Origin of the sequence: uncultured Novosphingobium sp., assembly GCF_964277725.1 — a bacterium.
GTDB lineage: Bacteria > Pseudomonadota > Alphaproteobacteria > Sphingomonadales > Sphingomonadaceae > Novosphingobium > Novosphingobium fluoreni.
On the sequence record NZ_CAXYKL010000059.1, the window covers coordinates 1 to 15,734 of the forward strand.

The 15,734-nt window shown below is 64.8% G+C and carries 17 protein-coding genes; 7 read left to right on the plus strand and 10 right to left on the minus strand.

Annotated elements, in window-relative coordinates:
* The coding region (locus ACHWRX_RS03630; protein ID WP_394658122.1) for a hypothetical protein at positions 1-344 on the plus strand (344 nt) is incomplete at its 5' end.
* 177 nt (positions 345-521) lie between these two features.
* Here ACHWRX_RS03630 and ACHWRX_RS03635 read toward each other — a convergent pair.
* The 4 genes from ACHWRX_RS03635 to ACHWRX_RS03650 all read right to left on the minus strand — a co-directional run bounded on the left by ACHWRX_RS03635 (position 522) and on the right by ACHWRX_RS03650 (position 3,831).
* Positions 522-1,277: a hypothetical protein gene (locus ACHWRX_RS03635; RefSeq protein WP_394658123.1), complete on the minus strand. Its 756-nt coding sequence runs from the start codon at positions 1,275-1,277 to the stop codon at positions 522-524.
* A gap of 79 nt (positions 1,278-1,356) precedes the next feature.
* The gene (locus ACHWRX_RS03640; RefSeq protein ID WP_183616819.1) at positions 1,357-1,512 is read right to left on the minus strand and encodes a DUF2256 domain-containing protein; all 156 of its coding nucleotides are present in this window, start codon (positions 1,510-1,512) and stop codon (positions 1,357-1,359) included.
* A 50-nt stretch (positions 1,513-1,562) separates the two neighbouring features.
* Positions 1,563-3,347, minus strand: a complete 1,785-nt coding sequence (locus ACHWRX_RS03645) for a putative bifunctional diguanylate cyclase/phosphodiesterase (RefSeq protein ID WP_394658124.1) — start codon at positions 3,345-3,347, stop codon at positions 1,563-1,565.
* Positions 3,348-3,447: 100 nt separating this feature from the next.
* Complete coding sequence (locus ACHWRX_RS03650) at positions 3,448-3,831, minus strand: winged helix-turn-helix domain-containing protein (RefSeq protein WP_394658133.1); 384 nt, start codon at positions 3,829-3,831, stop codon at positions 3,448-3,450.
* 259 nt (positions 3,832-4,090) lie between these two features.
* Here ACHWRX_RS03650 and ACHWRX_RS03655 point away from each other — a divergent pair, with 259 nt between their 5' ends.
* The gene (locus ACHWRX_RS03655) at positions 4,091-4,276 is read left to right on the plus strand and encodes a hypothetical protein (protein ID WP_153000863.1); all 186 of its coding nucleotides are present in this window, start codon (positions 4,091-4,093) and stop codon (positions 4,274-4,276) included.
* Positions 4,277-4,305: 29 nt separating this feature from the next.
* Here the strand turns inward: ACHWRX_RS03655 and ACHWRX_RS03660 are convergent, their stop codons facing one another.
* Positions 4,306-5,163: an alpha/beta fold hydrolase gene (locus tag ACHWRX_RS03660; RefSeq protein WP_394658134.1), complete on the minus strand. Its 858-nt coding sequence runs from the start codon at positions 5,161-5,163 to the stop codon at positions 4,306-4,308.
* A 152-nt stretch (positions 5,164-5,315) separates the two neighbouring features.
* Here ACHWRX_RS03660 and trxB point away from each other — a divergent pair, with 152 nt between their 5' ends.
* The 3 genes from trxB (at position 5,316) to chrA (ending at position 8,189) form a co-directional block, all read left to right on the plus strand.
* Positions 5,316-6,299, plus strand: a complete 984-nt coding sequence (gene trxB, locus ACHWRX_RS03665; protein ID WP_058736113.1) for a thioredoxin-disulfide reductase — start codon at positions 5,316-5,318, stop codon at positions 6,297-6,299.
* 13 nt (positions 6,300-6,312) lie between these two features.
* Complete coding sequence (locus ACHWRX_RS03670) at positions 6,313-6,720, plus strand: VOC family protein (RefSeq protein WP_394658125.1); 408 nt, start codon at positions 6,313-6,315, stop codon at positions 6,718-6,720.
* Positions 6,721-6,860: 140 nt separating this feature from the next.
* Positions 6,861-8,189, plus strand: coding sequence for a chromate efflux transporter (gene chrA / locus ACHWRX_RS03675; RefSeq protein ID WP_394658126.1), 1,329 nt, complete (start codon positions 6,861-6,863; stop codon positions 8,187-8,189).
* A gap of 161 nt (positions 8,190-8,350) precedes the next feature.
* Here the strand turns inward: chrA and ACHWRX_RS03680 are convergent, their stop codons facing one another.
* The 5 genes from ACHWRX_RS03680 to ACHWRX_RS03700 all read right to left on the minus strand — a co-directional run bounded on the left by ACHWRX_RS03680 (position 8,351) and on the right by ACHWRX_RS03700 (position 13,155).
* Entirely contained in the window at positions 8,351-9,364 is a 1,014-nt protein-coding gene (locus tag ACHWRX_RS03680) for a GGDEF domain-containing protein (RefSeq protein ID WP_394658127.1), read from the minus strand.
* 724 nt (positions 9,365-10,088) lie between these two features.
* Positions 10,089-10,868, minus strand: a complete 780-nt coding sequence (locus tag ACHWRX_RS03685; RefSeq protein ID WP_394658128.1) for a hydrolase 1, exosortase A system-associated — start codon at positions 10,866-10,868, stop codon at positions 10,089-10,091.
* Positions 10,869-11,103: 235 nt separating this feature from the next.
* Positions 11,104-11,775, minus strand: a complete 672-nt coding sequence (locus ACHWRX_RS03690) for a hypothetical protein (RefSeq protein ID WP_394658129.1) — start codon at positions 11,773-11,775, stop codon at positions 11,104-11,106.
* Between the two features lie 69 nt (positions 11,776-11,844).
* Positions 11,845-12,108 (minus strand): phosphopantetheine-binding protein, encoded by a 264-nt coding sequence (locus tag ACHWRX_RS03695; RefSeq protein WP_058735974.1) that lies wholly within the window; start codon positions 12,106-12,108, stop codon positions 11,845-11,847.
* Between the two features lie 33 nt (positions 12,109-12,141).
* Positions 12,142-13,155 (minus strand): GNAT family N-acetyltransferase, encoded by a 1,014-nt coding sequence (locus tag ACHWRX_RS03700; protein WP_394658130.1) that lies wholly within the window; start codon positions 13,153-13,155, stop codon positions 12,142-12,144.
* Positions 13,156-13,183: 28 nt separating this feature from the next.
* Between ACHWRX_RS03700 and ACHWRX_RS03705 the strand changes: the two genes are divergently transcribed.
* Both ACHWRX_RS03705 and ACHWRX_RS03710 read left to right on the plus strand, forming a co-directional pair.
* Positions 13,184-14,695 (plus strand): acyl-CoA ligase (AMP-forming), exosortase A system-associated, encoded by a 1,512-nt coding sequence (locus ACHWRX_RS03705; protein WP_394658131.1) that lies wholly within the window; start codon positions 13,184-13,186, stop codon positions 14,693-14,695.
* The coding region (locus ACHWRX_RS03710; protein WP_394658132.1) for an alanine racemase at positions 14,692-15,734 on the plus strand (1,043 nt) is incomplete at its 3' end. The genes ACHWRX_RS03705 and ACHWRX_RS03710, both read left to right, overlap by 4 nt.

Genomic DNA, 15,734 nt, shown 5'->3' on the forward strand with positions numbered 1-15,734 from the left:
CCGCTGGTCAGCGCGATGCGCACCGCCTCCTGCTTGAACTCTTCTGTGTGCTTGATCATCTCGTAGGTCTCCTGTTGCGAGCTCTAATCGCTCAGGTGACCGGCGCAAAACCGTTACAAGTCCAGCATGGGGGAGAGGACCTAAAGAAAGGCATCCCTCATGGAGCATCGCTTCAGGAGTATCTCGACAAGTACGGTTTCTCAATACCAATAGAAAAAGGAGTCGACAGAGAGTTCAACGATGCCATTCAAAAGCCGGGTTCGTTTTACAAGTACGAACGCGGAGGAAGCGTTACCGTTATCGATATAGCGCGAGGCAAAATCTACTTTGCTTATGCGGGTTAGCTTGCATCAAGCGGTAGAGCCGCATTTTCAGTATTTTGTTCGCCCAAAAGTGCCTCAATCAAGTCAGCAGCCACCATCCCCAGCGACGTCCGCAGCGGCGCATCCGGCAAGCGCCGGTGCTGCTACCAATCGCGCACCGTCGCCACCAGCACCTGCAGCGTCTCCGCAAACGTCCCCTCAATCCTCCTCATCCTCCTCCCGCTGATCCAGCAGCACCGACCCCCGCGCATGCCACCGGGCTTCATCGGCGGCCTCGCTGGCGCGCAAGAGCTCTTGGAGGCGGAGGGTTCGGGGGCTTGAGCGGGCACGTTTGTGCTCGCCCAGGGCCATGATGCGGGCGTTGATGGTCTTAATCGCCTCGGCCGCGCTGGCGGCGCTCTCGGCGGCCTGTTCGGCCTCCCACTCCTTGCGCCACTGACGCTTGAGGCGCTCCTGCTGCGAGCGGCCGGCGGCGTCCTTGCCGGTGCGCACGCCGGTGCCGCCGCCGAAGCGCTTTCCCGCCCGGTTCTTGAGGATGAACATCAGCAGCCGGTCGTTATAGACGCGGCGGGTGCCGATGATCTTGCCGTAGGAATAGACCGGCACCTCGATGCCGTGGAGGGCGCGCTCCAACGCGACATCCTCCAGCCGCTGCACGCCGAGCGCGAGGGCGGCCTCCCAGGCCTTGCGGAAGCTCTCCGCCTCGGGGTGGCGCCGCAGGACGTAGGCGCCCTCCGGCGTCATGTTCACCGCGTGGGCGGCGGCCTTGACGCTGCCGGTGTCGGCCAGCGCCTCGATGAAGCCTTGCTGGCGCTGGGGTGTCCAGCCGTCGTGCCGGGAGGTCTGGCGCGGGACGGGGGTGAAAGCGGGCAGGGCGGCGCGGGCCTTGCCTCGGCCGGCGGAGGTAGCGCGGGCGGAGGCGGCACGGTCGGGGGTGTGGGACTTGTCGATCATGGCGGGGCTCCCGTGGGCGAACGGGCGGCACCCTAACGCAGCACGGGGGCTGTAGGACAGTTCCGGTTTCGTTGCGGCGCTACACGCTGGGCGAGGCGCTGGCCTTGGCGCGGCGGCAGCGCTCTGAGCAGAACTTCACGTTGTCCCAGTCCCGTTCCCACTTCTTGCGCCAGGCGAAGGGGCGCTGGCAGGCGGGGCAGGTCTTGGTGGGGAGGTTGGGCTTCTTGTGCGCCATGCCGCGCCTAACGCATGGACGCGCGGTTCGGGTCCAGGGCTCCCGATCCCTCAGGCCCTGAGGCGGATCACGTGGGCGCGGGCGCGCTGTTCGCGGATGAAGGTGGCCACGTCCTCCCCCGCGATGGGTCGGCTGAGGAGGTAGCCCTGGATCTGCTGGCAACCCTCCTGGCGCAGCACGTCCAGCTGGGCGGTCTCCTCCACCCCTTCGGCCAGCGTCTCGATCCCCAGCGCGTCGGCCAGGGTGACGATGGCGCGGATCACCGCGTGCGCGTTGCCGGTGGGGGCCAGGTCGTGAACGAAGCTCTGATCGATCTTCAGCTTGTTGAACGGGAACAGCCGCAAGTGGCCCAGCGAGGTATAGCCGGTGCCGAAATCGTCCAGCGTGATGCGCACGCCCAGGCCCTGGAGGGCGTGCAGGGTCTCCAGCGTCTTGTCGACATTGGCGGCGAACACGCCTTCGGTGATCTCCACCTCCAGTCGCTGGGGCGGCAGGCCCGACATGGCGAGCGCCTGCACCACCATCGCGGGCAGGGCAGGGGTGAGGAACTGCTTGGACGACAAGTTCACCGCGACTGACAGCGGCTCGGGCCACGCCATCGCCTGGCGGCACGCCTCACGCATTACCCACTCGCCGATCTGGGTCATCAGGCCGGTCTCCTCGGCCAGCGGGATGAAGTCATTCGGGGCGACCAGGCCCAGCGTCGGGTGCGGCCAGCGCACCAGCGCCTCGAACGCGGTGAGGCGCTCCTCGGTCAGGCTGTAGAGCGGCTGGAAGTGCAGGTCGAAGCCACCATCGCGGATCGCGGCGCGCAAGTCCGTTTCCAACTGGCGGCGATGCTGGGCCAGCTCGTCCAGCGCGGTCTCGAAGAAGTGGTGGCCCGCCTTGCCCTGCTCCTTGGCGCGATACAGCGCGAGGTCCGCGTTCTTGAGCAAGGTCAGCCCATCGGTGCCGTCCTCGGGCGCGACGGCGATACCGATGCTGGCGGAGGTGGCGGCCTTGCGACCATCCAGCAGGATGTCCTGCGCAAAGCAACTCTGCAGCCGAATGCCGATCGCGGCAAGGTCCGCATCGTCAGGCAGGCCGGGGATCATCGCGGCGAATTCGTCCCCGCTCAGCCGCGCGATCAGGCCGTCGGGCATCTCCCCCTGCAGCCGCGCGGCGACATCGCACAGCAGTCGGTCACCCGCGGCGTGGCCCAGCGTGTCGTTGACCATCTTGAAGTCATCGAGGTCGATGTAGGCCACCAGCACGCGGCGACCGGCGCGCCGGCGTTGCAGCGCCTGGTCCAGCTGCTCGACGAAATACTTGCGATTGGGCAGGCCGGTCAGGGCATCGTGCAAGGCGGCATGGGAGATACGCTGCTCTCGCGCCTCGATCGCATCCACCATCGTGTTGAAGCTTTGCGCCAACTGACCCACTTCATCGCCTGATTGCACCGAGACGCGCGTCTTGCGGCCACGCGCCAGGTTACGCGTGGCGCGCACAAGATCCGCCAGCGGGCGCGTGATGGTGCGCGCCAGTGCCACGCCCAGGCCCAGCACCATCACCAGTTCGGCGATGCCGATGACAATCAGCAGCAGTCCGAATTCGGCCACGGTGCCGCCGATGACCTCTGCGTCGATCCGCAGCACTCCGGCCGTGAACAGCAGCACCAGCGTGCAGACGAGCAGGCCGAACATCACGGCCAGGATCGTGGCGATCCGCGCGCTCAAGGTGCCGAAATGCAGGGCGGATCTTTCGGCCACGGGGCGCTGCGCCGTCCGTGCTTCGATGGGGTCCGCGCGATCGCCCTTGCCAGATAGCAGCAACTTGGAAAAATCCGGGCGGTGCATTTTTGTGCGATAGGACCGGCGCGGTTAACAAGGTCTCAAGACTATCGATCGGTTCGTCGTGTTCAGGCGGGGCGACATATCGCTCCGCGCGGGCGGGGCACTATTTCGATGCGGCGCGGGGGCGCGGTTCGTCCGCCAGGTTCGCCAGCAACGCAGTGAGCAAAGGCCCACCCACGGCATCGGCTGCAGCGGCTTGCAAGCTGCGATAGTCCGCCAGGGCCTGGACGCCCGCCGGCGTCAGACGCGCGCCCCCGCTCTTGGCGCGGCCGGGGGAGGTTTCCACCAGTGGCGAAACCCAGCAGCGGTTCATCGCATCGACCAGCAGCCACGCCCGGCGATAGCTCATGTCCATGGCGCGCGCGGCGGCCGAGATCGAGCCGTGCGCGGCGATCGCGTCCAGCAAGTCCGCCTTCCCGGGCCCCATCGCGATCTCTTCTCCGCACAGGAGCTGCAGCTTGAGTTTGAGGGTTGGCGCGCAAACCATGATCTGCATTCTAACCCCTCTGGCCGCAAAAGGACAATCCGATGCGTCCAGCGGCCAACCGAGCGTGTCACGCGACTGTCGGAAATGACCCGATGAGACTGAAAACCGCGGAAATTCCCGGATTTCCACGATTAATGGGCGGGTAATTAAAGGATTTTTGACTTCTTACGATTACTGTGGGTGGAACAAGCCGAGTGACCTGGCGTTGAATTGAGACAAATAGAGGACAGACTCGTTTAGGACGTGAAAGAGGAAGAGGATGCAATACAACCAATTCAGAGGTCTCACCGCCCCTGCTGAGTCAGTTGTCGCCCGTGACCATCACCGTTCTCCGTTCGGTGCCGCCGAACCGCACATTGAATTGCACAATCCCCGCGGCTTTGTGCTCGCCATCATGATGAGCGCGGCCTGCTGGGTTGGAGTGGCTTTAGCCTTTCTGATCTGATCGCCTTCTCTTTTGACAGTCCGTTGTTCTTAAAGAAACGCGGACACATCTTCTAGGAAACGCGCGGTCTGGTCATGATGCAACCAGTGTCCCGCGTCGGGATACTCGATAAGCTTTACATCCCTGAAGTATTGCAGCCTACCGTCTGTGGCAGGGTTTGACGCAAAACTGCGATTTCCCCACAGCATCAGGACCGGGCACGTCACCGAGGACCACAGTCGCGTCTTTTCGGCGAACGATATGTCCACTGCGCCCCAAATGTTCAGATAGTTGTCGAACTTCCAGCTATACGTGCCGTCCTCGTTGCGTTGAATGCCATGCGTGGTGAGGTGCCGCGCCTGATTATCGGACAAGAACGCATTTTCGGACTTCATGCGCAGATAGGCATCTTCGGGCCGCGAATAACGCTTGGGCGTGCGTGAGGCGGACTGGCGCTTGGCCTCGATCCACTTGTGCAGATCTTCCATCGTCGGCCTGGGGTTGGTGGATACCGGCCCCAGCCCTTCGATATTCACCAGCTTGCGCACCTTTTCCGGATAGAGCCCGGCAAAGCGCGTGGAGATATTGCCGCCCAGCGAATGGCCCACGATCGTGACCTGATCGTAGCCCAGCGTGTCCACCAGTTGCGCGAAGTCATAGACGAAGGCGTCCATCGCGTAGTTGCCTTCCGGGGACCACTGGCTATCGCCATGGCCGCGCAAGTCCGGGGCGATAACATGCCAATCGTGCCGCAGGGCTTCTGCCACCCAGTCCCAGCTGCGGCAGTGATCGCGCCCGCCGTGCTGCAGGATCAGCGGCGGCGCATCGGGATTGCCCCAATCCACGTAGTTCATCCGCAGGCGCTGTGAAATGAAAGCGTTCGATGTGGGGCCGGACAGATTTTCCATTCGGATCGATTGGCGGCGATGGCGCGTCAGGTCAACCAGAGAGGTATCCATCGGAACAGGCACGGCCCGCCTTCGCAACCCGCCTTTGCAACCAGGCGGTGATCTCGCTATCTGGCGCGGCAATCGCTATCTGGGTCGCCGGAGGTATTTTCATGACGACGCACACCACCCGCATGCTCATCATCGGTTCCGGCCCGGCCGGCCTGTCCGCCGCGATCTATGGCGCGCGCGCGGGGATGAAGCCGATCGTGGTGCAGGGCCTGCAGCCCGGCGGGCAGCTGACGATCACCACCGACGTGGAAAACTATCCCGGCTTTCGCGACGTGATCCAGGGCCCGTGGCTGATGCAGGAGATGGAGGCGCAGGCCGTCCATGTCGGCACGCGGATGCTTTGGGATACGATCGTCTCGGTCGATCTGGATGCCGATGCCAACGGCGGCGTGTTCCGCGCCGTGGGCGATGGCGGTGACATCTACGAAGGCGAAACGCTGGTGATAGCCACCGGCGCGCAGGCCAAATGGCTGGGCGTTCCGGGAGAGATGGAGCTTTCGGGCAAGGGCGTTTCCGCCTGCGCCACGTGCGACGGGTTCTTCTATCGCGGCAAGAAGGTTGTGGTGATCGGCGGCGGCAACACCGCGGTGGAGGAAGCGCTGTACCTCACCAACCACTCGCAAGACGTCACCCTGATCCACCGCCGCGATTCGCTGCGGGCGGAGCGTATCCTGCAGGACCGCCTGTTTGCGCATCCCAACGTGAAGGTGGTGTGGAACAAAGCGGTCGATCACTTCGTCGGCCATGCCGAGAACGGACAGCTGATGGCCGTGGCGGTCACCGATACCGTCACGGGCGAAAAGAGCGAGATCGCCACCGACGGCGCCTTCGTGGCGATCGGCCATGCCCCGGCCACGTCGCTGTTCGAAGGGCAGCTCGATACCGACGATAGCGGCTATCTGGTGGTCACCCCCGGCACGCCGAAAACCCGCATCCCCGGCGTGTTCGCCTGCGGGGACGTGATGGACCACACCTACCGCCAGGCCGTCACCGCCGCCGGCACCGGCTGCATGGCCGCCCTCGACGCCGAGCGCTATCTGCAAGCCAAGGAGTTCGACGAAATGGCCAAGGAAGCGGCGGAGTAGGGGCGGGGCGGGCATGCCGGCCCCCAAGCTGCCGCCCCCCAAGTTGAGAGTCGCCAGGCCGACGGACGATATCGATGCCCTGCTGCCATTCTATCGCGACGGCTTGGGGCTGGAGGTGCTCTATCGCTTCGATGGGCATGGCGGCTTCGACGGCGTGATGCTGGGGCATCCCGACGCGCCCTATCATCTGGAATTCACGCGAACCGAGGCGCATCCCGCCGGCCGCGCGCCCACGCAGGACAATCTCCTGGTGTTCTACCTGTCGGACAAGGAGGCATGGCGCGGGGCGGTTGACCGGATGGAGCAGGCCGGTTTTGCCGCTGTTCCGGCGTTCAACCCTTATTGGGACGCAGCGGGCCGCACCTTCGAAGATCCCGATGGCTACCGCGTCGTGCTGCAAAACGCCGCCTGGTCGATTTGACCGGCCATCTTGGCAAGCGTGGTCCCGCTCGCTAGACCGAGCGGATCGGGGCCAAGCAACCTCCCGGTCAGGCGTCGGGCGGGTACAGCCCAACACCCAAGCGTTGCCTTCTGTCGTCCGCCTTTGCGCGGATGCAAGGCATGAGGCGTTCCTTGGAACACGATACTCCCTATCACCCCCCATTTTCCGAACTGGTGCGCGTTTGCGCGCGGATCGGGTTTCTTAGCTTCGGCGGTCCGGCCGGGCAGATCGCCCTGATGCACCGCGAACTGGTGGACGAACGCCGCTGGGTGAGCGAGGCGCAGTATCTTCACGCGCTGAACTTCTGCCACCTCCTTCCCGGACCGGAAGCGCAGCAGCTGGCGACGTGGATCGGTTGGAAGCTGCACGGCGTGCGCGGCGGGCTGGTGGCGGGCCTGTTGTTCGTGCTGCCCGGCGCGCTGGTGATTCTGGCGCTGTCGATGCTGTATGCCTCCGCGGCGAAGCTGGGTTGGTTCGCCGCGCTGTTCCTGGGGATCAAGGCGGCGGTGCTAGCCGTGGTGGTGCAGGCCTTGCTGCGGATCGCCGGGCGAGCGCTGAACACCCGTTTCAAGAAGGCGCTGTCCGTGGCGGCCTTCGTGGCGCTGTTCGTGTTCGACCTGCCGTTTCCGCTGGTGGTGCTGGGGGCAGGCGCGATCGGCATGGCGGTGGCGCGCGTCCGCCCTGATTGGCTGGCGCTGAAGGACAAGGGGCCGGCCCCCGCCATCCAGGGCCGACCCTGGCGCACCAGCGCGAAAGCGGTGCTGGCCTGGGGCGCGATCTGGGCCTTGCCGCTGGCGCTGGTCTTCGTGTGGCTGGGCAGCGACCACGTGCTGTGGCGCGTCGGCGTGTTCTTTTCCCAGCTGGCGGTCGTAACGTTCGGCGGGGCCTATTCCGTGCTGGCCTATATGGCGCAGGAGGCGGTGCAGAGCCACCACTGGCTGAGCGCGGGTGAGATGGCGGACGGGCTGGGCCTGGCGGAAACCACGCCCGGCCCGCTGATCATGGTGACGCAGTTCGTGGGCTATCTTGCCGCATTCCGCGCGCCTGCGCCGTTCACCCCGATGGTGGCGGGGATCCTGGGCGCGGGGCTGACCACCTGGGTCACCTTTGCGCCGTGCTTTTTGTGGATCTTCGCCTTCGCCCCGTGGATAGAGCGGCTGGAGCACGCACGCACTCTCAGCGGCGGCCTGTCCGCGCTCACCTCCGCCGTAGTCGGCGTGATCGCCAACCTGAGCGTCTGGTTCACCCTGCACGTCCTGTTCGCGCGCGTGAACGAAGTGCGAGTGGGACCGGCGCGGCTCTACGATCCGGTCTGGTCCACGCTGGACTGGCGAGCCGCCGTACTGGCGATCCTGGCGGCGGCGCTGCTGTTCGTGGCACGGCTGAACCTGATCGCGGTCCTGGCGATTTCGGCGGCGGGCGGGTTGATTTTGAGCGCCTTAGGCTGAACCGTGGGTGGGTGGACAAATTCTGCCGTGGCGGGTGGTTGGTTATCCGCCATTTCTCGCTGAAGCCAGACTTTTCGGACACGCCCAATCACCCTCAATGCGACCCTAGAGGCTCAGACGAATTCGGCATCTTTCTGAAAAGCCACCAAGTAGAACAACTGTTATACCGTAAGTACCGTTTCTCCATATTGCATGGGAGGTGAGGCAGAACAAACCCGGTTACGTCCAGCCAGCTTTGCCTCGTACATCGCGGCGTCAGCCTGATGCAAGGCAACAGGAGTATTGGTGTGATCGCCAGTTGCGACGGCGACACCTGCTGAAAAGCTAATTTGGCCTAGCGGTTCGTCAGTTTCTCGAAGCCGAAAGCGACGGGATGCCAACTCTTGTCTCGCGCGGTCCAATAACGCTACGCAATCACCAACTGCGCTTCCCTCCACAACCACAATGAATTCCTCGCCCCCCCAGCGGCCTACTAGATTGGGCGCGCAGGTAGCGGCAAGTGATGTTGCGACCATCTTAAGCACTCGATCGCCAACAGTGTGGCCATATCGGTCATTGACTGACTTGAAACTGTCTACATCACACATCGCAATTGTACGGTCACATCCCGACGTGGCGAGTTCTTTTAGGTGCCGTTCGATACCTCGGCGGTTAAGCAAGCCAGTAAGACCATCGCGTTCTGCGTCGTCTCGAGCGCTCGCAAGTTCTTCTCTGAGTGCCTCTATCTCTTTGGCTGCGGTCCTGAAACTGTCTTCTGCCTGCTGGGATCGCTCAATCATTCGGGTAACAATCTGGACGGTCCGTACGGCTTCTGTGTTTAAAGCCTCAGCCTCAGTGCGTAGATCACGAGCGAAGTTTTTCGAATGGGCTGCCGCACTTGCCGTCAGATCGCCAAGTTGAGCCGCCTGTTGTTGTAGGCGCTGCTGAGATGTACTGGTGTCTATATTTGAATGCCGGATACTGTCTCCCGCATAGATCGAGACAATCTCATCAGCTTCTTCTTGGCGAATGCGAATACCATCGTCCGCGATTGCTTTGACGGCGGAGGCCATCTTCGAGCTTGGCTCGTTCAAGGTGATATACGCCAGAGTGTAGTTTTGCGGCGTATCACCGAGACGGTGATCCGCTAGAAACGCTAATGCCTTCTGGCCATTTGACTGGAACGTCTTCACCATCGTTACCCTGCAATTGGTGTGGCACCTTTCTACCCATAAATAGTGAAATTTTCTTTCTAAATACGATTTTATACTCAAAACTATTTATATGGTTTTCTCAGAAAGGCTTAGATGCCCGAGGCCCGCTGATTAGCCCGGAGCTTGATTGTAGGTCGGACAAAGCTTGCGCCTTGCTGCAGCCCAAGCGGATTACCGCGGGCATGCCTTCACGGCGGCAGGCTGTTTTAGTTGCGGCAGGCGCGCTGATGATTTTGGTGCTCTTCCAGCAGCGCACGCGCGTAATCGAAAGAGCTAGGATTTACCTGTTTTAAGGATCGCGATTCTTCTAGGGTCAAGACATCTCAAACGAGTGCGGTCCTGCGTTCATGGACGCGCCATGGCTAGCCTATTACCCGCAGGAACAAGCGCGGCTGGCAAGCTGATTAAAGCGAACCGCAAGTCAGGCGTGTTTGTAAGCAAGTATGGAAGCCGGCCGGTCGCTGCCAATACGGTAAAGTTCGAGGGTTACCACCGCGTCTTCGGGTTAGGTTTGGGATACCTGAGCGCTTCCCCCTCAGAATACTTCGTGGATCGACTGATCTCGATAGAATCGGTGGGATCGCCCAATCGCGAAATTCGTCCCGGATAGCGCGACATCAGCATTTCGCGCTTTCGGCCGCTCGGCCTACCTTATAAGCGTGCCGATAGCAGACTATCGTCGAGCCTTGAATTCATCCACGCCGTCTTAGGTCGCCTGCCCTAGCACCGCGAGTGTCTGGTCCAGCAGCCAGGTGCGGGCGTCCGCCTCCACGAAGCTGTGAGTCGCATTGGGGCAGCGGCGGATGCGATCGTCGGCTTTGTCCCATGCGGACAGGAACGCGAGGCCGGTGCGGTCACGCTCTGCGATGAGGAAACGGACCGGCCCGGCAAAACCGGCGATCCCGGCGGTCATGTCTTGCGCCAGCGTGCTGAGCGCGGGGGCTGGCTTTGTGGCGGAGAGCAGGCTTTTTACCAGCGGACCGATCGCGACCTTGCCGCTGAGCAGGCGCTTGATCGCGCCCAAGTCTTTCAGGCGATTGCGATAGTGGCTGCGCACCGCTTCGGGCGGGGCTTCTTCCGCCGCATCGCCTTCGAAGGTCCAGGGATTGCTTAGGACAAGGCCGTCGCATCCCGCGCCGCCTGACAGCATCAGCGCGCTGGCGGCATCGCAATTGCCCAGCGCCACGATGCGCGCGATGTGCGGCGCTTCGGCGCGGAACGCCTCGATCGCGGCGGCAAGATCGGGCGCGGCGGAGCGGAACTCCTCATTCACACCCTCGCTATCGCCGCATCCGCGCCGATCGAACCGCAGGACCGGATAGCCCGCCGCCGCGATCTGCGCTGCGAACTGCGCTTGTCCGGCCCAGGCTCCGGATCGGGTTTCATTGCCGCCGGTGACGATCAGCAGGCCGACTTTGCCGGGCGCGGAGTCGAGTGTGCCGACGAGCTGCGCGCTGCCGCAAGGGAATAGAAAGTGCCGCCTCACGCGCGGCTGCCCTGGGGGCTGCGGGAGCCTCCCTTGATCGCACAGCCCCATCGAGTTCGTGTCGAGCCCTTCGGCAGGCTCAGGATAAACTGTCGGTCTTTGACCGTCAGTCGAGATACGGGTGCTCCGGGCTTGCGTGTATCGACTTCGCTCGACACGAACGGAGGGGGCGACATGACACGTGGGGAGGGGGGCATTTCAAATAGCGCGGTGGGCATGGCTAACGGAGCGAAGGTCATGCCAGCGCCACCAGTACCGCCGCCGCCAGGGCATCGGCTTGCGCCGCGCTATCGCCGGGTTCGGCGCGCAGCCACAGGCCGGAACCGCCGATCGTGTCTTGCGCGATTTCGATCGCCTTGTTCGCCACATTGAGCGCTTCGAACTGGCGGATGAATTCCGCGCCAAGCCGATAACCGGCCAGCTCGATTCCTTCGGCCAGGGCCAGAGTCATCAAGCCCTCGCGCGTCTCCTCTCGTCCGGCTTCCCGCACGGCGAGCGCGCGGGCGCGCAGCATCTGGCGCAGGATCGCCGGGGCCTTCGCCGGGGCATAGTGCAGCGCGGGCACGCCGGGCGGCGTCAGCAGGCAACCGCCCCGGATCGCCAGCACGTGCGTGGCTTCGAACAACCGCGCGGCGGCGGCCATCGCGTCCGCCCAGTCCTGCGGTTCCAGCAGATGAAGCGGCTGCAGGCTTTCGTTCGTGCCGGGCAGATCGGGCAGCAGCGTATCGATGCCGGCTTGGTCCAGCCGGCGCATCACTTCCACGGTGAAGCGGCGCAGGCGGTTGGCCTCGTCGAACAGCGCGGGGATCACCAGCAGGCGCCGCGCGCGGCCGTGATCGAAGGTCAGCGCATATTCCTGCGCCAGGCCGCCGCCGGGCAAGGGGCAGGACCAGGTGAGGGGGATCATGAAGTCATGCCGGTCAGGCCAACGCGACGAACGTAAGCAGCAGGACTTCCAGGCGGAAGCTGGAGCCGCTCACGCCGTTTTGCGCTTGGCCTTGGCGAAGGCGAGAAGGCCGCCGTACGTTTCCAGCATCTCACCATCGATCTCGTCATCGTCGATCATGATGTCTAGCCGGTCTTCCAGCTCGGTCAGCAGACCCGCCACCGCCATGGAGTCCAGTTCGGGCAAATGGCCGAACAGCCCGGTATCCTCGGTGAAATCGGAGGCCTGGTTCTGCTTCAGCCCCAGCACATCGGTCAGGATGCGGCGGAGCAGCAGATCGGTGTCGTCGGACATGGGCCTCTCGCTCTATTCTTTAACGGGCGCGCTCTAGCCGCGCTTCGCAAGTGCGGCAAGAGATCGCAGGGTTTTTCGCGCCAATACCGGCCAGTTCGCCGGTGCGGAGGGGCGCAGCACATCCAGCCGGTATCGCGGGCGCACCTGTTCCATCCAGTCACGCTTGTAGGGATCGTCCCCGGTGCCGAAGTCGATCAGGGTCACCTTGTCCATATCGATCACGTGCTGAAACAACGCCGCGCTCAGCACCGAGCCGGGGGATAGCGGCCTGGCGCTTTCGCGATGGGCCAGTTTGTGGATGAAGGCGGTGCCGCCCTCCACCGTCCACATCTGGGCGGCGAGGGCAGGGCCCTGGCGATCGTCCGCCGCGTGGGCGACAGCGAGGCGCAGACGGCCCGCGGCCCCCTCCGCCTCGGCAAAGGCGCGCAGGAACGCGGGCGAGCCTTCCTCCGGCTTCCAGCTTTCCGCATAGATGTCTTCGTAGGCCGCCCAGACCGTGGGATCGAAGTGCGTCAGCACTTGCGTCGCGACCTTGCCGGACTTGCGCTTCAGCGTGGTGCGCAGCTTGCCGGGGCGGCTGGCGATATAGGCGGCATAGTCCCGGCCCGAGAGGTTCAGGATGTGGTTCACGTCGCTCTGTTCCAGCGATGTGAGCCAGCCCGCTCCGCGAAACGCGGCGCAAAGCGCCTGCGCATCGTCCAGCGGCAGGCCGGTGAGCGTGATGCGGCGGGCGCGGCGCTTAAGATCGTGCGCCAGCGCGTCCAGCAGCGGCTCAGCGCCGGACGAGGTGATCGGGCGAAAGCGAAAGGTGTACCAGTTCGATAGCTGCGTCAGGTGTCCGCCGCAGCCGGCCAGCGCGAGCACCGCGTGCCCCGCGCCATTATGCGCCACCGCCAGATTGGGCTGCAGATCGCAATGCTCGGCCAGCAGCTGCCACCACGCCAGCCGATCGAACGGCGCGGCCTGCGTTTCGGTACCGAGCAATCGCGCCAGTGCGGCATCGGATTGCACTTCCTTAAGATCGTCGTGATATTCGACGTTCACCACGTTGCTGCCGATCTCCGGAGTTTCCCTGATGCCCCCGCAGAGCCAGACGCTCGACCATCTCGCCGAGCGAGGAGAGGCCGCAGCGCCCGCACTCGTGCTGCGCGCGGAAACGCTTAACCACGAGACCTTAAGATCGCGTGTCGCTGTGTTGGCCGGTTGGCTGGCGCGGCAGGCAGCACCTGGCGCCCGCATCGCGACCTGGTCCGCGAAAGGCGAGCTGACGTGCCTGATGCCGCTCGCCGCCGCGCGCGCCGGACTGGTGCATGTGCCGGTGAACCCGCTGCTCAAACGCGCGCAAGTGGCGCATATCCTGGCCGATAGCGGCGCGGCTCTGCTGCTCGGCACGCCCGCGCGGCTCAAGACCCTGGAGCCGGGGGACGCGCCCACAGCCTGCGCCGTGATGGAGGAAGCCGCCGCGCTGGAGGAAGCGAAAGCGCTGGGCCAGGCCCTGCCGCCGTCCTCGGGCGATCCGCAGGCGCTGGCGGCGATCCTCTACACCAGCGGCTCCACCGGGCGACCCAAAGGCGTGATGCTCAGCCATGCGAACATGTGGCTGGGGGCGCAAAGCGTGGCGCAGTACCTGGGCTTGGCAGCGGATGACCGCACGCTGGCGATGCTACCGCTTTCGTTCGATTACGGGCAGAACCAGTTGCTCAGCACCTGGTATGCCGGCGGCTGCGTGATCCCGCTGGACTACCTCGTCCCGCGTGACGTGATGAAGGCGGTGGAGAAACACGGCGTGACCACGCTGGCCGCCGTGCCGCCGCTCTGGGTACAACTCACCGAGCTGGACTGGCCCGCCCAAAGCGCCGCCGGCCTGCGCCGCCTGACCAACAGCGGCGGCGCGCTGACCGTCGATCTGGTGCGCCGCCTGCGGGCGCTGTTCCCCGCCGCGCGGCTGTTCCCGATGTACGGGCTGACCGAGGCGTTCCGCTCCACCTACCTCGATCCGGCGCTGGTCGATGCGCATCCCACATCGATGGGGCGCGCGATTCCCCATGCCGAGATCCTGGTGATCGACGACTCGGGCCATGTGGCGGCGGACAACACGGAGGGCGAACTGGTGCATTGCGGCCCGCTGGTGGCGCAAGGTTACTGGCAGGATGCGCAGCGCACGGCGGAACGCTTCAAGCCTGCCCCGGCGGTCTCGCAGTATGGCGGGATGGCGGTATGGTCGGGCGATCGCGTGCGGCGCGATGGCGACGGGTTGCTGTATTTCGTCGGGCGGCGCGATGCGATGATCAAGAGCGCGGGCAACCGCATCAGTCCGCAGGAAATCGAGGAGGCCGCATTGGCGACGGGTCTGGTGATGGAGGCGGTGGCTCTGGGCGTGCCGGATGAGCGGCTGGGGCACGCGGTGCATCTGGTGGTGCGCGCAGCACCCGACATGGCCGACGCTCAGGAGGCCTTGCCCAAGCGCCTGGCCCAAGACTTGCCCAATTTCATGCAACCGCGCGTGATCCACTGGCGTGAGGCGATGCCGATCGGGCCCAACGGCAAGATCGATCGCACCGGCTTGTTTCAGGAGTTGGCGGCATGAAGGCGCTCGGGCCGATCCCGGCGGGATACGAAGCCGTGGACGGCGTTCTGGCGGTGGCCGGTCGCCCGGTGACCGAATGGGTGGAGGAAGCGGGGCAGACGCCGCTGTTCCTCTATTCCGCAGACCTGATCCGGGCGCGCGTGGCGCACGTACGCGCGGCCATGCCTGAGCGGCTGGCGCTGCATTATGCGGTGAAGGCAAATCCGTTCCGCCCGGTGCTGGAGGTGTTCGCCGGTCTGGTCGATGGGTTCGACATCGCTTCGGGCGGAGAACTGGCGATCGTGCAGCAGGCGGGCCTGCCCTCTGCGCGGATCAGCTTCGCTGGACCCGGCAAGCGTGACCGCGAGCTGGAGGCTGCCATCGCCGCGGGCGTGACGCTCAACCTTGAAAGCGAGGCCGAAGCGCGCCGCGCGCTGACCATCGCCGACGCCCTGGGGATGACGCCGCGCCTGGCGATCCGCGTGAACCCGTCGTTCGACCTCAAGGGCTCGGGCATGAAGATGGGCGGCGGCGCCAAGCCGTTCGGCCTGGATGCAGAGCGCGTGCCCGCCCTGGCGCGCGAAATCGTGGCGGCCGGCGCGGAGTGGCGCGGCTTCCACTTGTTCGCGGGCAGCCAGGCGCTGGACGCTGACGCCATCGCCGATACGCAGGCGCAGGCGATCGCCCTGGCCGCGCAACTGACGCGCCAGGCGGGCCTGCCCTTGCCGCATTGCAACCTGGGCGGCGGCATGGGCATCCCCTACTTCCCGGGCGACACGCCGGTCGATGCGGCGCATGTCGGCGAGCGGCTGGGCGCGCAGTTCGCCGCGCTGCCCGATGAACTGCGCGACACCGAATTCTGCCTGGAACTGGGCCGCTATCTAGTGGGCGAAGCCGGCGTGTACCTGACGCGGATCGTCGACCGCAAGGTCAGCCATGGCGAGGTGTTCCTGATCACCGACGGCGGCATGCACCACCAGCTGGCCGCGTCTGGCAACTTCGGCACCGTGGTGCGCCGCAACTACCCCGTCGCCATCGCCAACCGCTTCGGCGCGGAAGT